The following is an 18,233-nucleotide window of genomic DNA, read 5'->3' as shown; positions in this document are numbered from 1 at the left end:
GAGCAACCGCTTTTTGCGCGCGTTTCGCAAGGCAAACCGGCTGCAGGAGATTGCTGCAGTCAGCGAGCAGTTCAAGCCCTCGCCGCTGGTGAATGTGTTTGATGAGGTCTATGAGACGTACCGGCGGCAGACGGGGGGGTACGGGCCTCCGAAGAACATTACAGCCCTGGAACGTGCGGCGCAAACTGCTTCGAGCGAAGCGCTGACAGTTCTCGAGCAGCGACTGACCTGGCTGGCGACAATCGGCGCGATTTCACCATTTATCGGACTGTTCGGCACCATCATGGGTATTGTGGACGCCTTCCACGGACTAGGCACTGCCGGCGCGGCCACCCTGCGAGCTGTAGCCCCCGGTGTTTCCGAGGCGCTGATTACCACTGCTGCGGGTCTGGTGGTCGCGGTGCCTGCGGTCATCGCCTATAACCAGTTCACGGCGCGGTGCCGCGAGTTCGGTGCGCGCATGGATGACTTCTCCCGTGAACTGCTGAACAGCATGGAAGAGTTTTCCGTAGCCGCAGACGAGGACCCACTGGAAAGGCAGGCCGCGCGTGGCCTTCACAAGTAGAACAGGTCATACGCAGACGGCGCTGGCGGAAATCAACATCACTCCACTGGTAGACGTGGTGCTGGTGCTGCTGGTGATCTTCATGCTGACGGCCCCGGTCCTGCAATCGGGCATCGATGTCGCTGTGCCGAAAACGAAGACGGTGAAGGAAATCACCGAGCAGCGCACAGTGCTGACCATCGACAAAGACCAGCGTGTATTCCTGGGAGACCAGCCGATTAATCTGGCTGATTTGCCGTCGCGCTTGCAGCAGCCGGGCACAGACGCGGCGCACCGGATTATTTATCTGAGGGCCGATGAGCGCGTGCCCTTCGGGGCGTTTGCTTCGGTGATGGACGCGGTGAAGCAGGCCGGGATTACGAACATCAGCATTGTGACCCAGCCTTTGAACAATGGGCCTCGAAGTAACCAATGAGGATGAGTGCCAGAATCGAGCTTCCGCCGGAGCGGATGGGCGGACCAGCTTTTGGTTCGCTCATGGTGCACGCCGGAGTCGTGGCCCTGATTTCGCTCTACATCTTTTTTGTGGGACGGTTTCATGGAGGCATCTGGGGGAACAACGAGTCTACGCAGGGCGCGATCCAGGCGACGCTGGTAAGTTCCGCCTCGATTCCTCTGCCGAGCGAAAATAAGCCCACTGACAATGTGCTGGCGACGCAAACCCCGAGCCAGGCGCCTGCCCTTCCCGCCGAAGAGAAGACGGTGCAGTCGTTCCCGCTTGACGCAATCCCGATTCCGGAAAAGCAAAAGCCGGTCAAAGCAAAGCAGGCTCCGCAGAAGTCTGAGGCACCGGTGAAACCACAGCCAAAGAAGGCGGTGGCGCCCACGTCAACCCGGCACGCGCAGCCCGTCCCCAACCAGCAGAATCGCGCTAATTATGGCGAGGCGGCGCAATCCAACATTCCGCGGTCAACGACAAGCAACCCAAACGGCAATAATCCGGTCGCGGTCAGCGGGGGAGACTTTGGCTCGCGTTTTCCGTGGTATGTCGATTTGATTCGCAGGAAGACAGCGCAAAACTGGCTGACCCAGGAAGTTTCTCCAAACACTCCATCTGGAGCGCGGGTATACCTGTCTTTCGTCATTGCGCGGGACGGCTCCCCCAGCCAGATACGGATCGCGCAATCGAGCGGCTCCCCAACCCTGGATACATCGTGCCTGAGAGCAGTGCAGAGAGTTGATACATATGGTCCGCTGCCCGGTGGATACAACGGAAGCAGCCTCTCAGTGTCGTACTATTGTGAAGAGCCCGGGCGATGAAGTTTTGGTACCTTAATCCAGTTTTCGCAAATTTGTATGCGGGACGGAAGAATGACTATCGGTAATAAGCAGGCAGTATCGTCTTTTCGTAGTTTCCTTATCTTTGCGGCAATTTTCATCCTCAGCGGCACTTTCGGCGCGCAGGCACAGGATTGGGTCCGAACGGGCACCAACCTCGGCGCTACCAAGATTCACCTCGCCGCCGCCAATTTCAAACCCACGACAAACGACCCTCAGACCGCCTCGCTCAAGACAGCGTTTGACACGACGCTGTTTAACGATCTGTCGAACGCGGGCATCTTCGACATGGTGTCGAAGAGCATGGCCCCGCCAGTCATGCCGGGATCGCCGCAGGAGATCAACCTGCCGGACTGGGCAGCGGCGCCGTCAAACGCCGACATGGTGGCGTTCGGCGCGCTAGGCGTGACCGATGGGAAGGTGACGGTCTACGGCTATCTGTTCGACGCCAAGAACCAGCAGACTCCGCAGATTCTCGGCAAGCAGTACTCGGACAATGCCAGTATGGACAATGCGCGCGCCATCGCGCACCGCTTCGCCAATGAAATCATCACGCGGCTGGGCGGCGTTGCGGGCATCTGCGAAACGAAAATTTATTTTGTGTCCTTCAGAACAGGCAACAAAGAGATATGGGTGATGGATTACGATGGAGAAAACCAGCATCAGGTCACCCACCTCGGCACGATCTCGCTCTCGCCGCGCGTGTCTCCGGACAACTCGCGCGTTGCGTTTTCAAGCCTGGGCAAGAACGGCTGGTCGATCCGCATGTACTCGCTTCTGTTGAATCGCATGGTTACGTTTCCATCCCCGGGCGGGACGACCATCTCTCCGGCCTGGTCGAGCGACGGCTCGAGGCTTGCCTTTTCGTCCTCGCATGACGGCGACTCGGAGATATTTACAACCAGCGGTGACGGGTCTGGGCTGCATCGGATGACAGCGTTCCGCGGACCGGACGTATCGCCGGTATGGAACCCGAAGACGAACGGGCAGATCGCCTGGGTAAGCGGGCGCACGGGCCTGCCGCAGATTTACATCATGGATTCAGACGGCGCCAATGTGCAGCGCATGACCGACGGCGGTTACGCCACTTCTCCATCGTGGTCGCCGAGCGGACAATATTTGGCTTTTGCCTGGGACCGCAAGTATGGGCCGGGCGCTCCGGGAGGACAGGACATTTACATCATGGACATCGCCAGCAAGCGCTGGACGCAGTTGACGCACGATTCCGGGCACAACGACTTTCCGTCGTGGTCGCCGGATTCACGTCATATCGTCTTTCAGCGTGAAGATGGCGGCCCCACACAGATTTGGACCATGCTGGCCGATGGTACTGAGCAGCACGCGTTGACAAAAGGCAGCGCCAATACGATGCCGAATTGGAGTTGGAAGTAGTTTTGAAAGCCTTTTTTACCTGGTTGGCAGACCGGATTTTCCTCTCTGCCCTGCCCTGGATAGAACTAACGCTCGTTCGAGAGCATAGCAATCACTCCCAAAGGAGGAGAGACCGTGCAACACCTTCATCGTAAGTACATTGCTTCCGTCGTCAGTCTGGCAGCATTGTTAGCAATTGCCGGATGCCACAAGAAAAAGCCCGCTCCGCCCCCGCCGCCTCCGCCGACCGTTTCCGCGCCAGCGCCCACCGCTGAGATTACGGTAACGCCGCAGGCTGTCAATCCGGGCGACAGCGCCGTGCTGAACTGGAAGACGACGAATGCAACAGATGTATCGATTGAAGGCGTAGGCCAGGTCGCCACCGCGGGTACCATGAACGTGAAGCCGACCGAATCGACCAACTACCACCTCATCGCCCGTGGTGACGGCGGTTCCGCCGACGCGACAGCGCGCCTGACCGTGAATGCTCCAGCCCCGGCCAGCAACATGAACGAAGAGAACATGGACGACACGCTCTTCCACCAGAACGTGCAGGACATTTTCTACGACTACGACGCCTATGAAATTCGGCCTGACGCGCAGCCGATCATCTCGAAGGACGCCGCGTTCCTGAACCAGCATCCCACCATCAAGGTCGTGGTTGGCGGCTACTGCGACGAGCGCGGATCGACGGAATACAACCTGAGCCTCGGCGAAAACCGCGCCAATGCGGCCAAGCAGGCGCTGGTGAATGCCGGCGTCAGTCCCGACCGCCTGCGCACAGTTAGCTACGGCAAGGAGAAACAGTTCTGCACCGACCACACAGAATCGTGCTGGCAGCAGAACCGCCGTGCACAGTTCAGCATCGACCGCTAAATCTGGCTATAACACGGCAGCATTGCAGGATGCAGTGCTGCCGTTTGCTTTTGGACTAAACTGATTTGGAAGGCCATGTGCTAAGTTCAAATGGGTCACATGGGGATTTCTATGCGAAAAACTTTGATTCCGCTCACAGCCGTTGCCACACTTGCTCTTCTCTGCCCTGTGCCGAGCGCGCACGCCGCCTCCAAGGAAATGATTCAGCTGCAAACGCAGGTGCAGACGCTGCAGGATATGCTCCAGCGCCTCCAGCAGACAAATGATCAGCGGCAGGCAGTCATGCAGCACCTGATCGAGCAGACTGCGGACAACGTGAACCGCATGTCGCAATCGATCGACAGCATGCAGCAGGCCATGCAGACGCAGAGCGCCAACACCGGCAAAGTAGACCAGCTCTCCGGACAGATGCAAAGTATGAACGACTCCATTGACGAGCTGAAGTCGCGTGTCAGCAATCTCAACAAAACGCTGCAGGACATCCAGGCGCAGTTACAGAACGTGAACACCCAGCAGGCCGGTGGCGGCCAGCCTGCAACTCCCAATGGGCAGCCGACGCCGGGCGGGACAGATGCAAACGCGGCCCCCGCGCAGCCACAGGCGCCTCCCGTAGACCAGCTCTACCAGGGCGGATTGCGCGACTACAACAGCGCGAAGTATGACGTGGCTTCAGGCGAATTCAGCGATGTTCTGAAGTATTATCCCCAAGACAACCTCGCCGGAAACGCGCAGTTTTATCTTGGCGAAATTGCCTACCGACAGGGCGACTATAAGACCGCCATCAAGAATTATGACGCGGTACTGGAGCAGTTCTCCGGAAATCCCAAAGTTCCGGCGGCACAGCTTCGCAAAGGCGAGGCCGAACTGGCAACGAACCAGCGCGATGCAGGCATTCGCGACCTGCGGAACCTGATCCAGCGTTTTCCACAAACACCGGAAGCTGCGCAGGCACGCAGCCGTTTGAATGGAATGGGAGTTAGAATTACAGCACCGAAGCCCTCGCCTTCGGCCTACCATCCGGAGTAAATCGGCCCCATAATACGGCATGGCAACTTAGCCGGCACAACCGCCATCGAAGAGGACTTATGGAAGCCCGTCATGATAGTGACTCCCGCAAGGGTGCGGTGGAAAGCCAGTCACCCGGCGACACCGCTCCACGGCCTGACCTTCACAGCGTTCTGGCAGACCAGCTGCCGCATCGCGGCGCGGACCCGATGATCAAAGATGCAGACGAGGACAACGATACCGACTTCCCTGAACCGGGAAGGGTCCCGGAACACAGCGGACAACACAAGTAGCAGACTTTAGCAGCGAACGATCTTTTCCGACCGTATGCCCTTCGTGGCATTGCGCGTATCAACGACCAACTTCGATTCCTCGACGATGCGGGCATAGTCGTAGTCGGAGTGGTCGGTGACGATCAGCACGCAGTCATACTGCGAGAGATTGTCGAGTGGCGCGCCGTGCATGTCGAGGTCGTAGTGGCGGCCGCGTCCCACGTACGGGAAGAATGGATCGTTATAGGAAACGACAGCGCCGCGCTGCTTCAGCAGCTCGATGATGGTAAGCGAAGGCGACTCGCGCAGGTCATCTACATCTTTCTTATATGCGAGACCCAGCACCAACACTTTTGCACCCTTAAGCGCTTTTGAATGCTCATTGAGAGCTTCAACCGTCTTATCGACCACATAATACGGCATGGCCACGTTGACTTCGCCGGCAAGTTCAATGAACTTGGTCCGGAAATCATACTGTTTGGCCTTCCATGACAGATAAAACGGATCGATGGGAATGCAGTGGCCGCCCAGTCCAGGGCCGGGATAGAAAGCCTGGAATCCGAAGGGCTTGGTCTTCGCCGCGTCGATGACTTCAAAAATGTCGATGCCCATGCGGTCGCACAGCTGCTTCAGCTCATTCACCAGTGCGATGTTCACGCAGCGATAGATGTTCTCGAGCAGCTTGGCCATCTCGGCTGCGGCGGGCGTCGAGACCGGAACAGTGCGGTTGAAAATGCTTCCATAGACTGCGGACGCGAGCTTCAGCGCAACCGGGCCAACCCCGCCGACTACTTTCGGGATGTCGCGGCGGGCAATGCTGTCATTGCCGGGGTCTTCGCGTTCGGGCGAAAACGCAACATAGAAGCCGCTTGTCTCAGTACCGCGGTTGACGCGAAGCTGCCTGCTGTTCCCTTCTTCGAGAATCGGAATCAGCACTTCTTCCGTCGTACCGGGATAAGTCGTGCTCTCAAGGATGACAAGCTGCCCTTCGCGCAGGTGCGGTGCAATGGCCTTCGCCGTGTCGCGAATATAGCTCAGGTCGGGCTCATGATACTCATTGAGCGGAGTGGGTACACAGATGATGACCGCATCGACGTTGGTAATCTCCGAGTAGTCGGATGTGGCGCGGAAGGCGTTCTTCCTCGCTGACTGGATTTCGGTGCCGGGAATGCGAACGATGTAAGAACCGCCGGCATTCAGCGTGGACACCTTCCGGCTGTCGATGTCGAAACCTGTGACGGCGAAGCGCTCTTCACTGAAGAGCAGCGACAGCGGGAGGCCCACATAACCCATTCCGATAATGCCGATGCGTGCAGAACGGTAATCAATCCTTTGAATGAACTGCGCTGCTCCACTCGTCATCACGTCTGTCATGCGTACGTTCCTTTCCAAAGGCTATCATCGCTTGGGAACAGATGGATGTGACTCACACAGTAGATACCCGGGGGCGCTCTTCCGGCCCCCGAAAATAATAGTTACCTCACGAGGTTGGAGTAGAAGCTATCCAGGTCGTGCTTAAAATCTTTGAGCGCATCCACATTCAGATACACCATATGACCCGACGGGTAATAAGTAAACTCCACGTTCTTTGCCAGATCGGGCGTAAGCATCATGTGTGATAAATCGAACTCAGTGGCGAAGAAAGGCGTTGCCAGATCGAAGTAGCCGTTGGCTGATAGTACTTTCAGCTTCGGGTTCTTGCGCATCGTGTCGGCCAGATCGCCTGCTACATACGGCATGGCCTGTTGGCCGCCGAAACTTCGCCCCGCCCCGGCCCCACGATGCTTCCAGTCCCACTCACCAATGGTGTTGCCGCTGGGCCTGTATTCGTCGGTTGTGTCATATTTCAGTACACCAGAAAGATAATCATGCTCGGCGGCGACGAAAGCCCCGGCAATGCCTGTGTCTGACGGGTCATATCCAGGATTCTCCCCGGCATTGTCTATGTCCGTGCCTTCAAATCGCGCGTCGTAGCGGCCCAGAATGTCGCCTTCATCGCGCATCAGTTCCTTCCTGAAACGCGTGGGCGAAACGCGCAGCTTTGCTTCCTTGACAAACTGTGTGCTCAGGCCGGTGTACTGGCTAACCTTCGCTGCAATGGCGTCGAGTTTTGCAGCTGGAATCTGGTCTCCTTCGGCCAGCGCGCCGGCATAGTCGCTGCGCGCAAATGCTCTCACCTCGTCAAGAAACGCTTTCAGGTCAGCGGGCTTGTTCTGCAGCTTGTTGTGATACCAGGCAATCGCCGCATAACTGGGCAGATTAACGATGTACTGCGTATCCGTGCCGGGAGCAAGCTCGCCATAATTAAGGATCGACGACAACAGCACAATGCCATTCAGGGCGACGCCATGTTCCTGCAGCACAGCGGAAAGCCCTGCCGAGCGCGTGGTGCCATAGGACTCACCGAAGAGAACCTTAGGCGAGTTCCAGCGCTGGTTGACAGTAATGTAGCGCTCGATGAATTTGTCGAATGCCTTCAGGTCCTGGTCAACTCCGGCAAAATCCTTGGCCGTGGCCTTGCCCACAGCGCGGGAATAACCCGTGAGCGGCGCGTCGATGAAAACGAGATCGGTCTTATCGAGCAGGCTGTATTGGTTGGGAACAATCTGATACGGAGCAGCGCCGGTGGCAGAAGGGCTGGAAGTAACAACGCGCACCGGGCCGACCGATCCCATATGCAGCCACAGCGTGGCCGAACCGGGACCGCCGTTGTAAAGAAAAGTCACAGGCCGCGTCTTCGAGTCGGCGCCGTCCTCGGTGTAGGCGATATAAAAGATGCTCCCGTAGGGCTTCTCTTCATCATCGCGGATGAGCATCGTTCCAGCGGTTGCCGTGTAGTGAATGGTTTTGCCGTCGAGCGTCAGGTCGTGGTGCGTGACCGAGCTTTTCTCCGGTGGAATGTTCTGCTGTTCTTTGTTATTGTCCTGTTGCTTCGCGTCACTCTTTTGGGGTTCGTCCGGTTTCTTCTCTTGTGCGATTGCGATGGCCTGCGCGCTAAACAGAAGCGCGGCAAATGACAGCGCCGCCAGCTTTCGTGGGTGCTTGATCAATGCTCTTTCCTCCAGGAGAATATGCCACAGGTGACGTTTTCCTGTTCCAATTTGTTTCATCAGATATGGACAGCCATTGTCCCACCTTCGTAAGGGCAATGGCTTTAGCCATGCTGTAAAGACTGCATATCACTGGGGCTTCAGCCCCTGAGGTAATGCCTTTCAGCCTAATCAGGCCTTTCCTAATTTTGCTCCGCCGGATTCGGCGTCTCGGCGGATGAATGCGTGCTGTTGAGTTTGGCGCAGATGTCGAACTGCTGCTGCGCGAGTTGTTGCTTGCCCTCACGCCGGTAAACCTGCCCCAGTTTGAAATGCAGGCCCGAGACATCCGGCGCAAGCGCGACCGCCTTTTCCAATTCATGCTCGGCCTTGTCCGGCATTTTGAGCAGGTCGTAGACACGGCCCAGCTCTTCATGCGCCTTTGGATTACGCGGCGCCAGTGAGACTGCCTTCTGCGAATAGGCTAACGCCTGATCTGGCTCGTCCTGGTCAGCAAGCAAGGACCCCATATTGAGATAAGGCTGCGCCTCTTTTACCGGCGAGTCTTTCTGCCATGCAATAGCCGTTTCAAATGCCTTCTCTGCTTCGTCAATACGGTTCAGACCTTGATATGAAAGGCCGAGGTTGTTTTCGGCTTTGATGTCGTTGGCGCGCAACGAAAGCGTCCTCTCGAAACACTGGATAGCTTCCGCGAATCTGTTCTCGTTGTATTTGGTGCGGCCCAGCAGATACCATGCCTCGGCGTCGTTTGGCGTTTCCTGTGTGACCATGGTCAACCATTTGTCTGCGTCGGGGAAATCCCCAAGCACAACATAATCGGCAGCAACAATCTTTAAATCGGATTGCTGTGGACGCTGGTATTTCGCGCCTTCGGTGAATTCCGCCAAGGAATCCTTGGCGCGCTGCTCACGGAAGAATGTATAGCCGAGTAAAAAGTGCGCGTCCGCCGAGGATGGGTTCTTTTCAAGATAACTTCGGAGGATCTTCTCGGCCTGTGCGAAGTGCGAAGCAGCGAGCAGCGCATGGACGGACTGCAGAACGTCAGGTTTGTCTGCCGCCGTAGCCTGCTGTGCATCCAATTGCCATGAGCCAATGGCCATCGCGAGAAGGCAGGCGCACCAAAGTGCTGTCATCCTGAGCGGAGCGAAGGATCTGTTTTTCCTCGACTGGGCAGGATCGTACCTGAAATTATGCAATGACATTCTGGCTCAGCATTCTATTATTTAGCACCTTCACAGGAAGGTAGACGGGCAAGTATCTCCTCTACATCCTTAAGGCCGGGATTGTATTCAAGCGTCTTTTGAAGCGTAGCGCGCGCCGAAGCAACATCGCCCGTCATGCACTCGACCTGCGCCAGGTTTTTCGCCAGTCCTACAACGTCCTCATTGCGCTCAAACGTCGGACGCCATAAGTCAATGGCTCCTTTCAAGTCGCCGGATTTTGCACGCAGCGTGCCGAGATTTGACAGCGCGGTCAAATTAAGTGGATCGAGCTTCACCACCTGCGCGAATGCATCCGTCGCCTGCTTGTAATCGCCGCGTTTTTCGCTGACGATGCCCAGCGCATTGAGCGTCTCCTTGTCGCCGCTAATCTCAGACCGAATATCTTCAAGCGACTGATACGCCTGCTGCTGCACCGCGAAATTACCTTCGAGAACAGCCATGTAGTAGGCAAGCGCCAGGTCGCGCTTCGTGGCTTTTGGAGAAAAGATCGGGGTAAGCGTCTGCCCTTCGCCCAGGTCTTTTATGGAATCGCCAGCTGCGTCAGGAATTTTTCGGATGCGATGGTCCGTCCATGCGACGTGAGGAATATTTTCTGCCCCGGTGCGCGGCATGTGGCAACTAGTGCAGTCAGGATTTTCAGGATGATGCGTTGTAACAAAGCTCGCATCGCTGTGGCACGCGAGGCACTTACTGCGATAAAACGCTGCCCGCTCCTGCGGGGCCGGTCTGTAGTGTGGATCGTGGCAACTGGTGCAGGACATCTTATCTCCGCTGGCGCGCTTGCACATGCTCATGTTGAGCTGCTCTACTTCGCTCACGCCACGCCGTGTGAGGTCCTTGCCTTGATAGACGAAGTAAGACAGATAGTCCGAGATGGAATCACCCGGCTTGTAGTCGATGGCAGAATGTCCTGCGCGCTCGACCGAGATATCGCCCTCAAGATGGCAACTGATGCAGAGCGAATCACGTCGGTCAGCATCGAGCTTGGCCGGATTGAGGACTGCGGCCTTGCCACCAGTGGCAACATGTTGCGCCGCATCTCCATGGCACGCTTCACAGGTGATGCCTCCATGCAGAAACGGCAATCCTGAATAGTGATTGATCGTCCCTTCGTCGCTGTGCTGAACCGCGCTCATGTGGCAGCGCAAGCAGCCCGCCTGCATGGGCAGAGCAGGAGGCAGCTGGGTAATCGCTTCCAGCCCCGGCTTCATGTCATACGAATGCGACGCAGAATAATACGCAACCGGCGACTCAAAGAGATATCCGTGAATGGAATAAAGATAGGTGATGCCCAAATGGCCGGAACCAAAGAAATAGTCCAGTTGGCGTTCTTCATGAAGCTGTGGATCTCGCGTGCTCTGAATGCCGAGCATCGCCTTGTTATCACGAGGAAACAGCCGGTAATTGACTCCCGAAGCTTTGTGGTCCAGCGCTCCCGCCTCAAAATTTTCCGTAGCGATGCCGCTAGCTTTCGCCATGGGAGTTGCCAGATATTTCTCGAAGATGTCCTTATGACATTTCGCGCATGAAGCGTCCGCGACCCGAACCGATGTAGCCGTTGCGTGTTGCTGCGCTTTGCCGGCCGCAAAGCTGAAGGCGACGCAAACACCCAGCAGTATCCCCCCAGAGACGACTCGCATCATTTCACCGCTGCCTCTTTCCCTACGGTGCACCGGGCACAAAATGAAGCCGTGACTCCCTTGCCCTCTTCGACGGTATAAATGCGGTCGACATTGGGAACGCTGATCTTCTCCCGGACACCGCTTGGCCAGCGGATTTCGACTGAATCGACTGTCATTGCATCTCCGAGTCCAAAGTGAACACGAGGATCATTGGACGAAGCGAAGCTGCCTCCGCTCAACACATCTCCACGCTGCTTCATACTTCCCGCGCTGAGAAACACAACAGCGCCTATGGCATCGTGTGGGCTTTTCGCGCCCCCGATCAGCTTGAATTCCACCCAGTGATGGCGGTCCTCGCTGACATTGCGCAGCAGCGTTGGTGGCGCGTCGAGATTATTGATGACGACATCGATCTTCCCGTCATTGAACAGGTCTCCGAAAGCCGCTCCCCGCGCCAGAATCACATCTGCCAGGCCAGTTCCCTTCACCGGAGGCACAAGCTCAAATTTCTGTCCATGAATATTGCGAAAAAGCAGCGGACGCTCCGCCATGCTGGTGCCCCAGTCATGCTGATCGACCTGGGGATAGACATGCCCGCTGGCGATGAAGATGTCCTTCCAGCCGTCGTTGTCGTAATCAATAAAGCCATCCCCCCAGCTCAGAAACGGGATCGTCGGCGTGGCAATGCCCGCGTCATAGCTGACATCGGTAAAATCCAGATCGCCATTATTCTGGTAAAGCACCTTGTAGTCGTCAGAGAACGTGGTATTGAGAATGTCGAGCCGCCCATTGTTCTGGTAATCGCCCACAGCAATGCCCATGCTCGCCGTCTCGCGGCCATCGCGATTGACTGCATAGCCCGACTCAAAACTCAGGTCCTCGAAAGTGCCGTCTCCCTTGTTGCGATAGAGATAGTTCGGCGTCGAATCGTCAGCGACCAGCAGGTCCGGCCTGCCATCATCGTTCAGATCAACAAAGAGCGACACCAGGCCGTAATAGCCGGGCGCGTCAGCAACACCCGCCTTCGCGCTGACATCCGTAAACGTCCCATCGCCGTTGTTGCGAAAGAGATGGTCATGCTCGCCCCTCAATCCGCGCGGACCACAGAAGACACTCACGCCGCGATACTTGCAGTTGTTCGACACAACTGAATTCGACCCAACCGCCGGCGGATTCGCGAAGTCATACTGCGTATATCCGGGAACAAACAGGTCAAGCCTGCCATCTCCGTCATAATCGCCAAACGTCGGGCCTGTGGACCATGTCCCCAGCGCCACGCCGGCCTTCTCCGCCATGTCGTTAAACGTGCCGTCATGGTTGTTGTGATATAGCCGGTTCTTGCCCACATTCGTGACGTACAGATCGGGCCAGCCATCATTGTCGTAGTCGCCCACAGCCACGCCCACGCCCCAGCGGTCGTTCGTCACTCCAGCCTGCGCCGCGACGTTCGTAAACGTGCCGTCGTGATTATTGTGAAAAAGCGCGGCATGAGGCGCGGGGGCTTTGCCGCTCATCGCATCGTAAGTCATGCCGTTGACAAGATAAATGTCCAGCCAGCCGTCGTTGTCGTAATCCAGCAGCGCCACACCATTCCCGAGCGATTCAACGATATAAGCCTTCGCCGGCGTCCCGCCCTCATTCCGCCATGCAGCCAGGCCCGACACCACCGACACATCCTTGAACGCCACCGGCCCGCGCTCGACAAATCCGCCTGCCGTAATCGGACGGTGCTCCGCATCATGCACCGGCGCATAAACGCCGCCCGTGCTCGCGCCACCTTGCTGCGACGACATCTGCTCCTGCGCAAACCCGCACGCCGCTAACGCAATGAGAAACAGCACGGCCCCGGCGCGAAACCCGCCACCGGCCGCGTCCCTAATGCGCATTGCTCTTGATTGAGATCGCGTCGCTCGCCTGCGCCGCAACCGATTCACTGGCCTCGCGCTGCAACCGTCCGTAGGTCCGCAGTTCCCGCTGCGCGTCAGCGGCCTTGCCCTGCGCCCGATACACATTGGCCAGCAGGAAATGGATCGACGGCTCATTTGGACTGTCCTTCTCCGCCAGCAGCAAATCGGGTAACGCCTCATCCTGCTTGTTCAGCTTCACAAGCGCGCGGGCGCGGTCCACGCGCGCCTGCATCAGCGTTGGACATTGCTCGACCGCGCGATTCAATTCCGTCAGCGCGTCCTGCGCCAGAGCGTTTGCTTCCAGCATCGCATTGGCCAGCTTCCAGCGCGCCGTGCAGTTGTTCGGATCATTGGCCAGCTCGGCCTTGAACTCCGTCTGCGCCGACTCCCACTTGCCCGTCTCCCAGAACACATTCCCCATGTGATCATGCCCGCCCGGCTGTTTAGGCGCCATGTCAATCGCCTTCTTGTACTCGACCAGAGCGCCGTCATAATTCTTCATGCTCTCATCAATCTCGCCGGCCACAATGTGCGCCGTCACCGAATTCGGGTCGATCTCGTTGATCCGCCCCAGGGCGTCTTCTGAAAGCTGAAGATACGTCTTGCCCAGCAGATACCACGCTTGCGTGTCCTTCGGGTCCTTATCCAGATGGCTCTTCAGATATGGCGTCGCCTCGTCATAGCGCTTCAAATGGATCAGCGTGCGCGCCAGCGCCATCTGCGCATTGTCGTCGTTGGGATTGGCCCGCACCGCAGCCTCCAGCAGCGGCTCCGCCTTCTCGTTTTCGCCCATCTCGGCATAGCTGAAACCCAGCATTGCCGAAGCCGTCGGCATATCGGGATTGAGCTTCAACCCCTGCTCCAGCACCTGCGCGGCGTGGGGGTAATCGCGCTGGTTAAAATAGAGCATGCCGAGGTTGTTGTACGCAGGCGCAAGATGAGGTGCCAGTTTCAGCATGGCGCGATATTTCTGGATGGCAGTAGCGTTGTCCCCGCGGTCCTGTGCCGCCTTGGCCTGCGCATAAAGTTCCTGCACCTGCGGCGTGACTTCATCCTCGGCAGACTGGGCGAAGGCAACAGGCATAGTCACGAAAAGTAGTATGAGCACCACAGGCAGCCAGAGCATTCCCATTGTGCGGAACAAATTTGAGAACCTTATATTCATTGACAGAGACATTATAATTTTGCGGCCTGTCTTCCTCTTCATCAGAAGCCTTTAGAGATTGCCGAAAACTCGCTGCCCTCGTAGGGGCATGGCTTTAGCCATGTCGCAAGTTGACTCCATCAAGGGGCTTTAGCCCCTGAGGTAACAGTCCAATCCAATTGGACTCTTTCAGCATCCTTTTCAGGCCATGGCCAGTAGACAATAAGACCCTAAAGGTTTCATCCCTATGCTAAAGCACAGGACTTCTACCCAACCCCACAAAAAAGCCGGACTGCACTCGGCGGCCCGGCGTGGGAGGCATGTATTCATTGATGCAAAATCCAAAATCCCGCGGCCTGCCGAATATTCCCGGCAGGCCGTCTAGTCTCCGCCTAGAACTCAAGTCGGAACATGACCTGTCCTTGTCGGTTGCTGTTTTGCTGACCCGCGCTTTGCGCTAAACCAAATGTTCCATCGCTGATATTGGTATCCGGGCCATTAAACCGTGTTCGATTGAAGAGGTTGAAGTAATCCACCTGCAGAATGCCCTGGAAGCGCTCGCCCATGTAGAAATGCTTTCTTATGTTTGCGCTTTCGTTGTAATCAGCAGGCTGCCGAAGTTCGCCGTAGTTCCGCTTCGCATTTCCCAGCGTGAAGTCCGGAGCCTGAGTAAAGGAAGTTGGATCGAAAATCTGTCCAGTGCCTTTGCCGAGGAAGTAGTCGCGCTCATTGTTATAGGAAGCAGTGCCCAGTCCGACAGAAGTATCTCTGTTCGGACGTTCTCCGCCGCCATTGGGGTACGGGAATGCGAGGTTCTGATTTACGCCTGTCGGCGTTCCTGAGTAGTACCTGGCAATCCAGCCAAATTGCCATCCACCCAGGATCTGACCGGTTATCCCTTTATTGTTGAAATACTTCTTGCCTGGGCCAATAGGCAGCTCATAAGTGCCGCTGACCTTGAACGCCTGCGGAGGAGCGCCGCTGGTCGGTGCCCATTCCGGTTTCTGATTGTACCTGTTCAGAGCATTTGCGATGAAGCTGGTGAAGCCGCTGCTCGTGTTGTTGTACTCACTCGCCAGGGTATAGCTTGTCAGGAAGGCAAGCCCCCTGGTAAAGCGTTTTTCCGCTTGCAGTTGCAGGCCCTGATAATATGCAGTGCCGGAACCTTCAAAGTTGTTGAAGATATATCCGTATTGTGGATAAGGAACCAGTGCCTGGCCAACCGTCGCCGACCCGCCGAAATCATTGGCGAAATTGGTATACGGCGTCGTGTAGCCCTTGGCCTGCGCCGAACCATCGGCGAAGCTGAGGTTCAGATCGTTACCCAGTGCGAAATATTTCGGATCAAGCTGATTGAGGGAATTCAACTGGCTCGGCAGATGGATTTCACGATTGCCAATATAGGCGGCACGAACGAACAAATCGTAAGGCAATTCCCTTTGCACGTTCACGTTCCACTGTTGGCTATACGGCGCAAAACCATCTGAACCGCTGAAAGCGTCAATCTGTGTTCCGCCAATGCCCAGCGTCGGGCTGAATGGCGTCGGCTGCGGGTTGGGCATAATGTTCGTATCCCAGCTTCCATACGACGAGGTGATGCCACCGGAGCTGTTGCGCGCGTAAGAGCCGACCAGCAGATTGCCGTAATTGACGGCCACCTTGCTTGTGCCGTATTCATACGCGCCGCCGTTCAGGAAGGCAACATTGTAGCCGGCCTGAATAACGGTCTTGGAGTTGAGCTGATAGGCAAATCCGAACCGCGGTCCGAAGTGCCCAAAATGAATGGCAGCGCGATCATATCCGGCGCAACCTGTGCAGTTGCCGAACTTGGTCATAGCACCGGGGATGTTATCCGCGGCCGGATTCGTTCTCGGATTATTGGGATCAAAGTAGACGATCAGGTTGTTGTTTTCGGTAAACGGAACCTGGATGTCCCAGCGAATGCCGAGGTTCACGGTGAGTTTGGGACTCAGCTTGATGTCGTCTTCGATGTAAGGCGACAGGTCCCAGTTGCGCAGACGCAGTTCCTGCGAGTTGCTGCGGTTCGCCGAATCCGGCATACCAATCAGGTAGCTGGCGAAAGCGCTGCCCGTATTGCTGATATTGTTGGGATCGGCCGTCTGCTTCTGGCTAAAGGCAAAGTGGCCTCCGGCCGTCTGCTCTTCGTTGTCGTCCTGGTACGACCGGCGCCACTCACCACCAATATTGAAGGTATTGCGGCCCTTCGTCCACAACCAGTTGTTCACAATCGCGATGCCCAGCTTACGGTTGATGGATTGCAGCCATGCGCCGCTGGTGCCCCAGCTAGTCGGGGCATGGTTGCCGTCGAAAGTGATGTTCGCCGGAATAATTCCCTGCTCAACCGCAGGAAAACTGTATTTGGTCTGGTTGAACTGATTATTGATTTCCCCGATCCAGCCAAAGCCGGCGGTCATAACCAGGCTCGGCGTAATCGTGTTGTCATACGTCAGCAGGTATCCGCTGCCCTTTGCAGGCTCATATTTCATGCTGTTCAGCGGGTTGGGCTGAATCACGAAAGGATTGTTGTCAAAGCTGTAGTTGCTGAAGGTATTGCGCCATTGACTGTAATGCAGGCTCTGCTTCGGCGTCAGCACCTGGTCAACAGTGAAACCCCAGACGTGCTGGATATGCGGGTTAATGAAAGGCACAAAGTTCTTGTTGCTGTCGAGACCGCCGCTGCCACTTCCCGGACGGTCCGGATCGGGCAGATATTGCAGCAAGCTTGCCGAGGTCGGACTGATGCAGTTCGCCGGAATCTTGTTTCCCGGGAATTGCGTTCCCGGTGTCAGACCATTGCAGCTGAATCCTTGCGGAACAAAAATCGGAATAAGCTGCCCAGTGCTGCCATTTACAAAGTCGCTGAAGTCGCCTGTTTTTTCCAGCGCTGTCGGGACAGTTGAGATGGCCGTGTTTTCACTGTTCTGCTTGTACCATTCCTGGCTGTAGTGGCCAAAGGTGCGGTTGCGTCCGTCGTAAACCTTGGGAATCCAGATGGGACCGCCGACGGTAAAGCCATAGTTGTTCTCATGATCGGTGGGCACCTGTCCGTTGCCGCCCTGCGCCTTGTTGTTGAAGAATCCAACTGAATCGAAAAAGCTGTTGCGGTTGATTTCAAACAAATCGCCATGATACTGGTTGGTGCCTGACGCCATCTGGTACGTCAGTGCACCCTGGCCGAGACCATACTGCGCAGAGAAAGTAGACTGCGAGGTGTGGAACTCCGACACCATCTCATATGGCGGATTGAAGTTCACGGTATAGCCTTCGGTTTCCGGCTGCGGCGCAGGGACGCCGTTATATAGGATCTCCTGCTCAAAGTCGACACCGCCGTTGACGCGATGCGAAAACGTATCGCCGGTAACGCCCGGAGCCAGGAACTGCAATGCGTCCACCTGACGCCCGCGTCCTCCTACTTCCACCGGCAGGGCCTTCACCACTGTCGGTTCAACGGTAGTACCCAACTGCGGCTGCGTCGTGTTGAGTGTGATCGCGCTGGCCGTCACCTCTACAGTCTCAGCTGTGGAACCGGTAGAGAGCGTAATGTTGACAGTGGCCGTCACGGTAACTTCGACGTTCACTGAGTTCTGGACGTTCTTCTTGAAGCCGGTTGCCTCCACTGCAACGGAGTAAATACCGGGAACAAGGCCCGTAACGGAATAGGTGCCCGAGCTGCTGGTCGTGGCATGGCTTGCCACTCCCGTGCCTTGATTGGTAATGGTCACGTTGGCGCCCACAACCACCGCGCCGGTCGAATCCGTCACGGTGCCGGTAATACCGGCGTTGGCCTGGGCATATAGATGTCCTGACGTCAGAAGCGCCAGAGACAGCACAAAGACAGCAGCCGATAGGCGCCTGCCCCATTCTGTAAATCGTCGCATCACAACTCCTCCTGAAAATCG

At 56.7% G+C, this 18,233-nt stretch carries 14 protein-coding genes; 7 read left to right on the top strand and 7 right to left on the bottom strand.

Annotated elements, in window-relative coordinates; all coding sequences use genetic code 11:
* The 7 genes from VEV40_RS17585 to VEV40_RS17555 all read left to right on the top strand — a co-directional run.
* On the top strand, positions 1 to 565 hold a 565-nt coding region (locus VEV40_RS17585), incomplete at its 5' end, for a MotA/TolQ/ExbB proton channel family protein (RefSeq protein ID WP_324834212.1).
* Positions 549 to 980 (top strand): biopolymer transporter ExbD, encoded by a 432-nt coding sequence (locus VEV40_RS17580; RefSeq protein WP_324834210.1) that lies wholly within the window; start codon positions 549 to 551, stop codon positions 978 to 980. The genes VEV40_RS17585 and VEV40_RS17580, both read left to right, overlap by 17 nt.
* 2 nt (positions 981 to 982) lie before the next feature.
* On the top strand, positions 983 to 1,825 hold the full coding sequence (locus VEV40_RS17575; protein WP_324834208.1) for an energy transducer TonB: 843 nt from the start codon (positions 983 to 985) through the stop codon (positions 1,823 to 1,825).
* Positions 1,826 to 1,876: 51 nt separating this feature from the next.
* Positions 1,877 to 3,235: a Tol-Pal system beta propeller repeat protein TolB gene (tolB, locus tag VEV40_RS17570; RefSeq protein WP_324834207.1), complete on the top strand. Its 1,359-nt coding sequence runs from the start codon at positions 1,877 to 1,879 to the stop codon at positions 3,233 to 3,235.
* A 114-nt stretch (positions 3,236 to 3,349) separates the two neighbouring features.
* The gene (gene pal, locus VEV40_RS17565) at positions 3,350 to 4,090 is read left to right on the top strand and encodes a peptidoglycan-associated lipoprotein Pal (RefSeq protein ID WP_324834205.1); all 741 of its coding nucleotides are present in this window, start codon (positions 3,350 to 3,352) and stop codon (positions 4,088 to 4,090) included.
* A gap of 111 nt (positions 4,091 to 4,201) precedes the next feature.
* On the top strand, positions 4,202 to 5,116 hold the full coding sequence (locus tag VEV40_RS17560) for a tetratricopeptide repeat protein (protein ID WP_324834204.1): 915 nt from the start codon (positions 4,202 to 4,204) through the stop codon (positions 5,114 to 5,116).
* Between the two features lie 59 nt (positions 5,117 to 5,175).
* A complete protein-coding gene (locus tag VEV40_RS17555; RefSeq protein ID WP_324834203.1) occupies positions 5,176 to 5,388 on the top strand; it encodes a hypothetical protein in 213 nt (70 codons plus the stop codon).
* A 6-nt stretch (positions 5,389 to 5,394) separates the two neighbouring features.
* Here VEV40_RS17555 and VEV40_RS17550 read toward each other — a convergent pair whose 3' ends face one another.
* The 7 genes from VEV40_RS17550 to VEV40_RS17520 all read right to left on the bottom strand — a co-directional run bounded on the left by VEV40_RS17550 (position 5,395) and on the right by VEV40_RS17520 (position 18,212).
* Positions 5,395 to 6,741, bottom strand: a complete 1,347-nt coding sequence (locus tag VEV40_RS17550) for a nucleotide sugar dehydrogenase (RefSeq protein ID WP_324834201.1) — start codon at positions 6,739 to 6,741, stop codon at positions 5,395 to 5,397.
* Positions 6,742 to 6,842: 101 nt separating this feature from the next.
* Positions 6,843 to 8,417 carry a S10 family peptidase gene (locus VEV40_RS17545; protein ID WP_324834200.1) on the bottom strand — a complete coding sequence of 525 codons (1,575 nt, stop codon included), beginning with the start codon at positions 8,415 to 8,417 and terminating at the stop codon, positions 6,843 to 6,845.
* Positions 8,418 to 8,599: 182 nt separating this feature from the next.
* Complete coding sequence (locus VEV40_RS17540) at positions 8,600 to 9,550, bottom strand: tetratricopeptide repeat protein (RefSeq protein WP_324834199.1); 951 nt, start codon at positions 9,548 to 9,550, stop codon at positions 8,600 to 8,602.
* Positions 9,551 to 9,636: 86 nt separating this feature from the next.
* Positions 9,637 to 11,283, bottom strand: a complete 1,647-nt coding sequence (locus tag VEV40_RS17535; protein WP_324834197.1) for a multiheme c-type cytochrome — start codon at positions 11,281 to 11,283, stop codon at positions 9,637 to 9,639.
* Entirely contained in the window at positions 11,280 to 13,148 is a 1,869-nt protein-coding gene (locus tag VEV40_RS17530) for a CRTAC1 family protein (protein WP_414637854.1), read from the bottom strand. The genes VEV40_RS17535 and VEV40_RS17530 overlap by 4 nt, the downstream gene beginning before the upstream one ends.
* Complete coding sequence (locus VEV40_RS17525) at positions 13,138 to 14,295, bottom strand: tetratricopeptide repeat protein (protein ID WP_324834195.1); 1,158 nt, start codon at positions 14,293 to 14,295, stop codon at positions 13,138 to 13,140. The genes VEV40_RS17530 and VEV40_RS17525 overlap by 11 nt, the downstream gene beginning before the upstream one ends.
* Before the next feature lie 410 nt (positions 14,296 to 14,705).
* Positions 14,706 to 18,212, bottom strand: a complete 3,507-nt coding sequence (locus tag VEV40_RS17520) for a carboxypeptidase-like regulatory domain-containing protein (protein WP_324834194.1) — start codon at positions 18,210 to 18,212, stop codon at positions 14,706 to 14,708.
* Between the last annotated feature and the right edge of the window lie 21 nt (positions 18,213 to 18,233).

Source organism: Alloacidobacterium sp. (assembly GCF_035631355.1).
Classification (GTDB): Bacteria; Acidobacteriota; Terriglobia; order Terriglobales; family Acidobacteriaceae; genus Alloacidobacterium.
The sequence above is the reverse complement of the archived record's forward strand: the minus strand, read 5'-3'. Positions and strand labels throughout refer to the sequence as shown.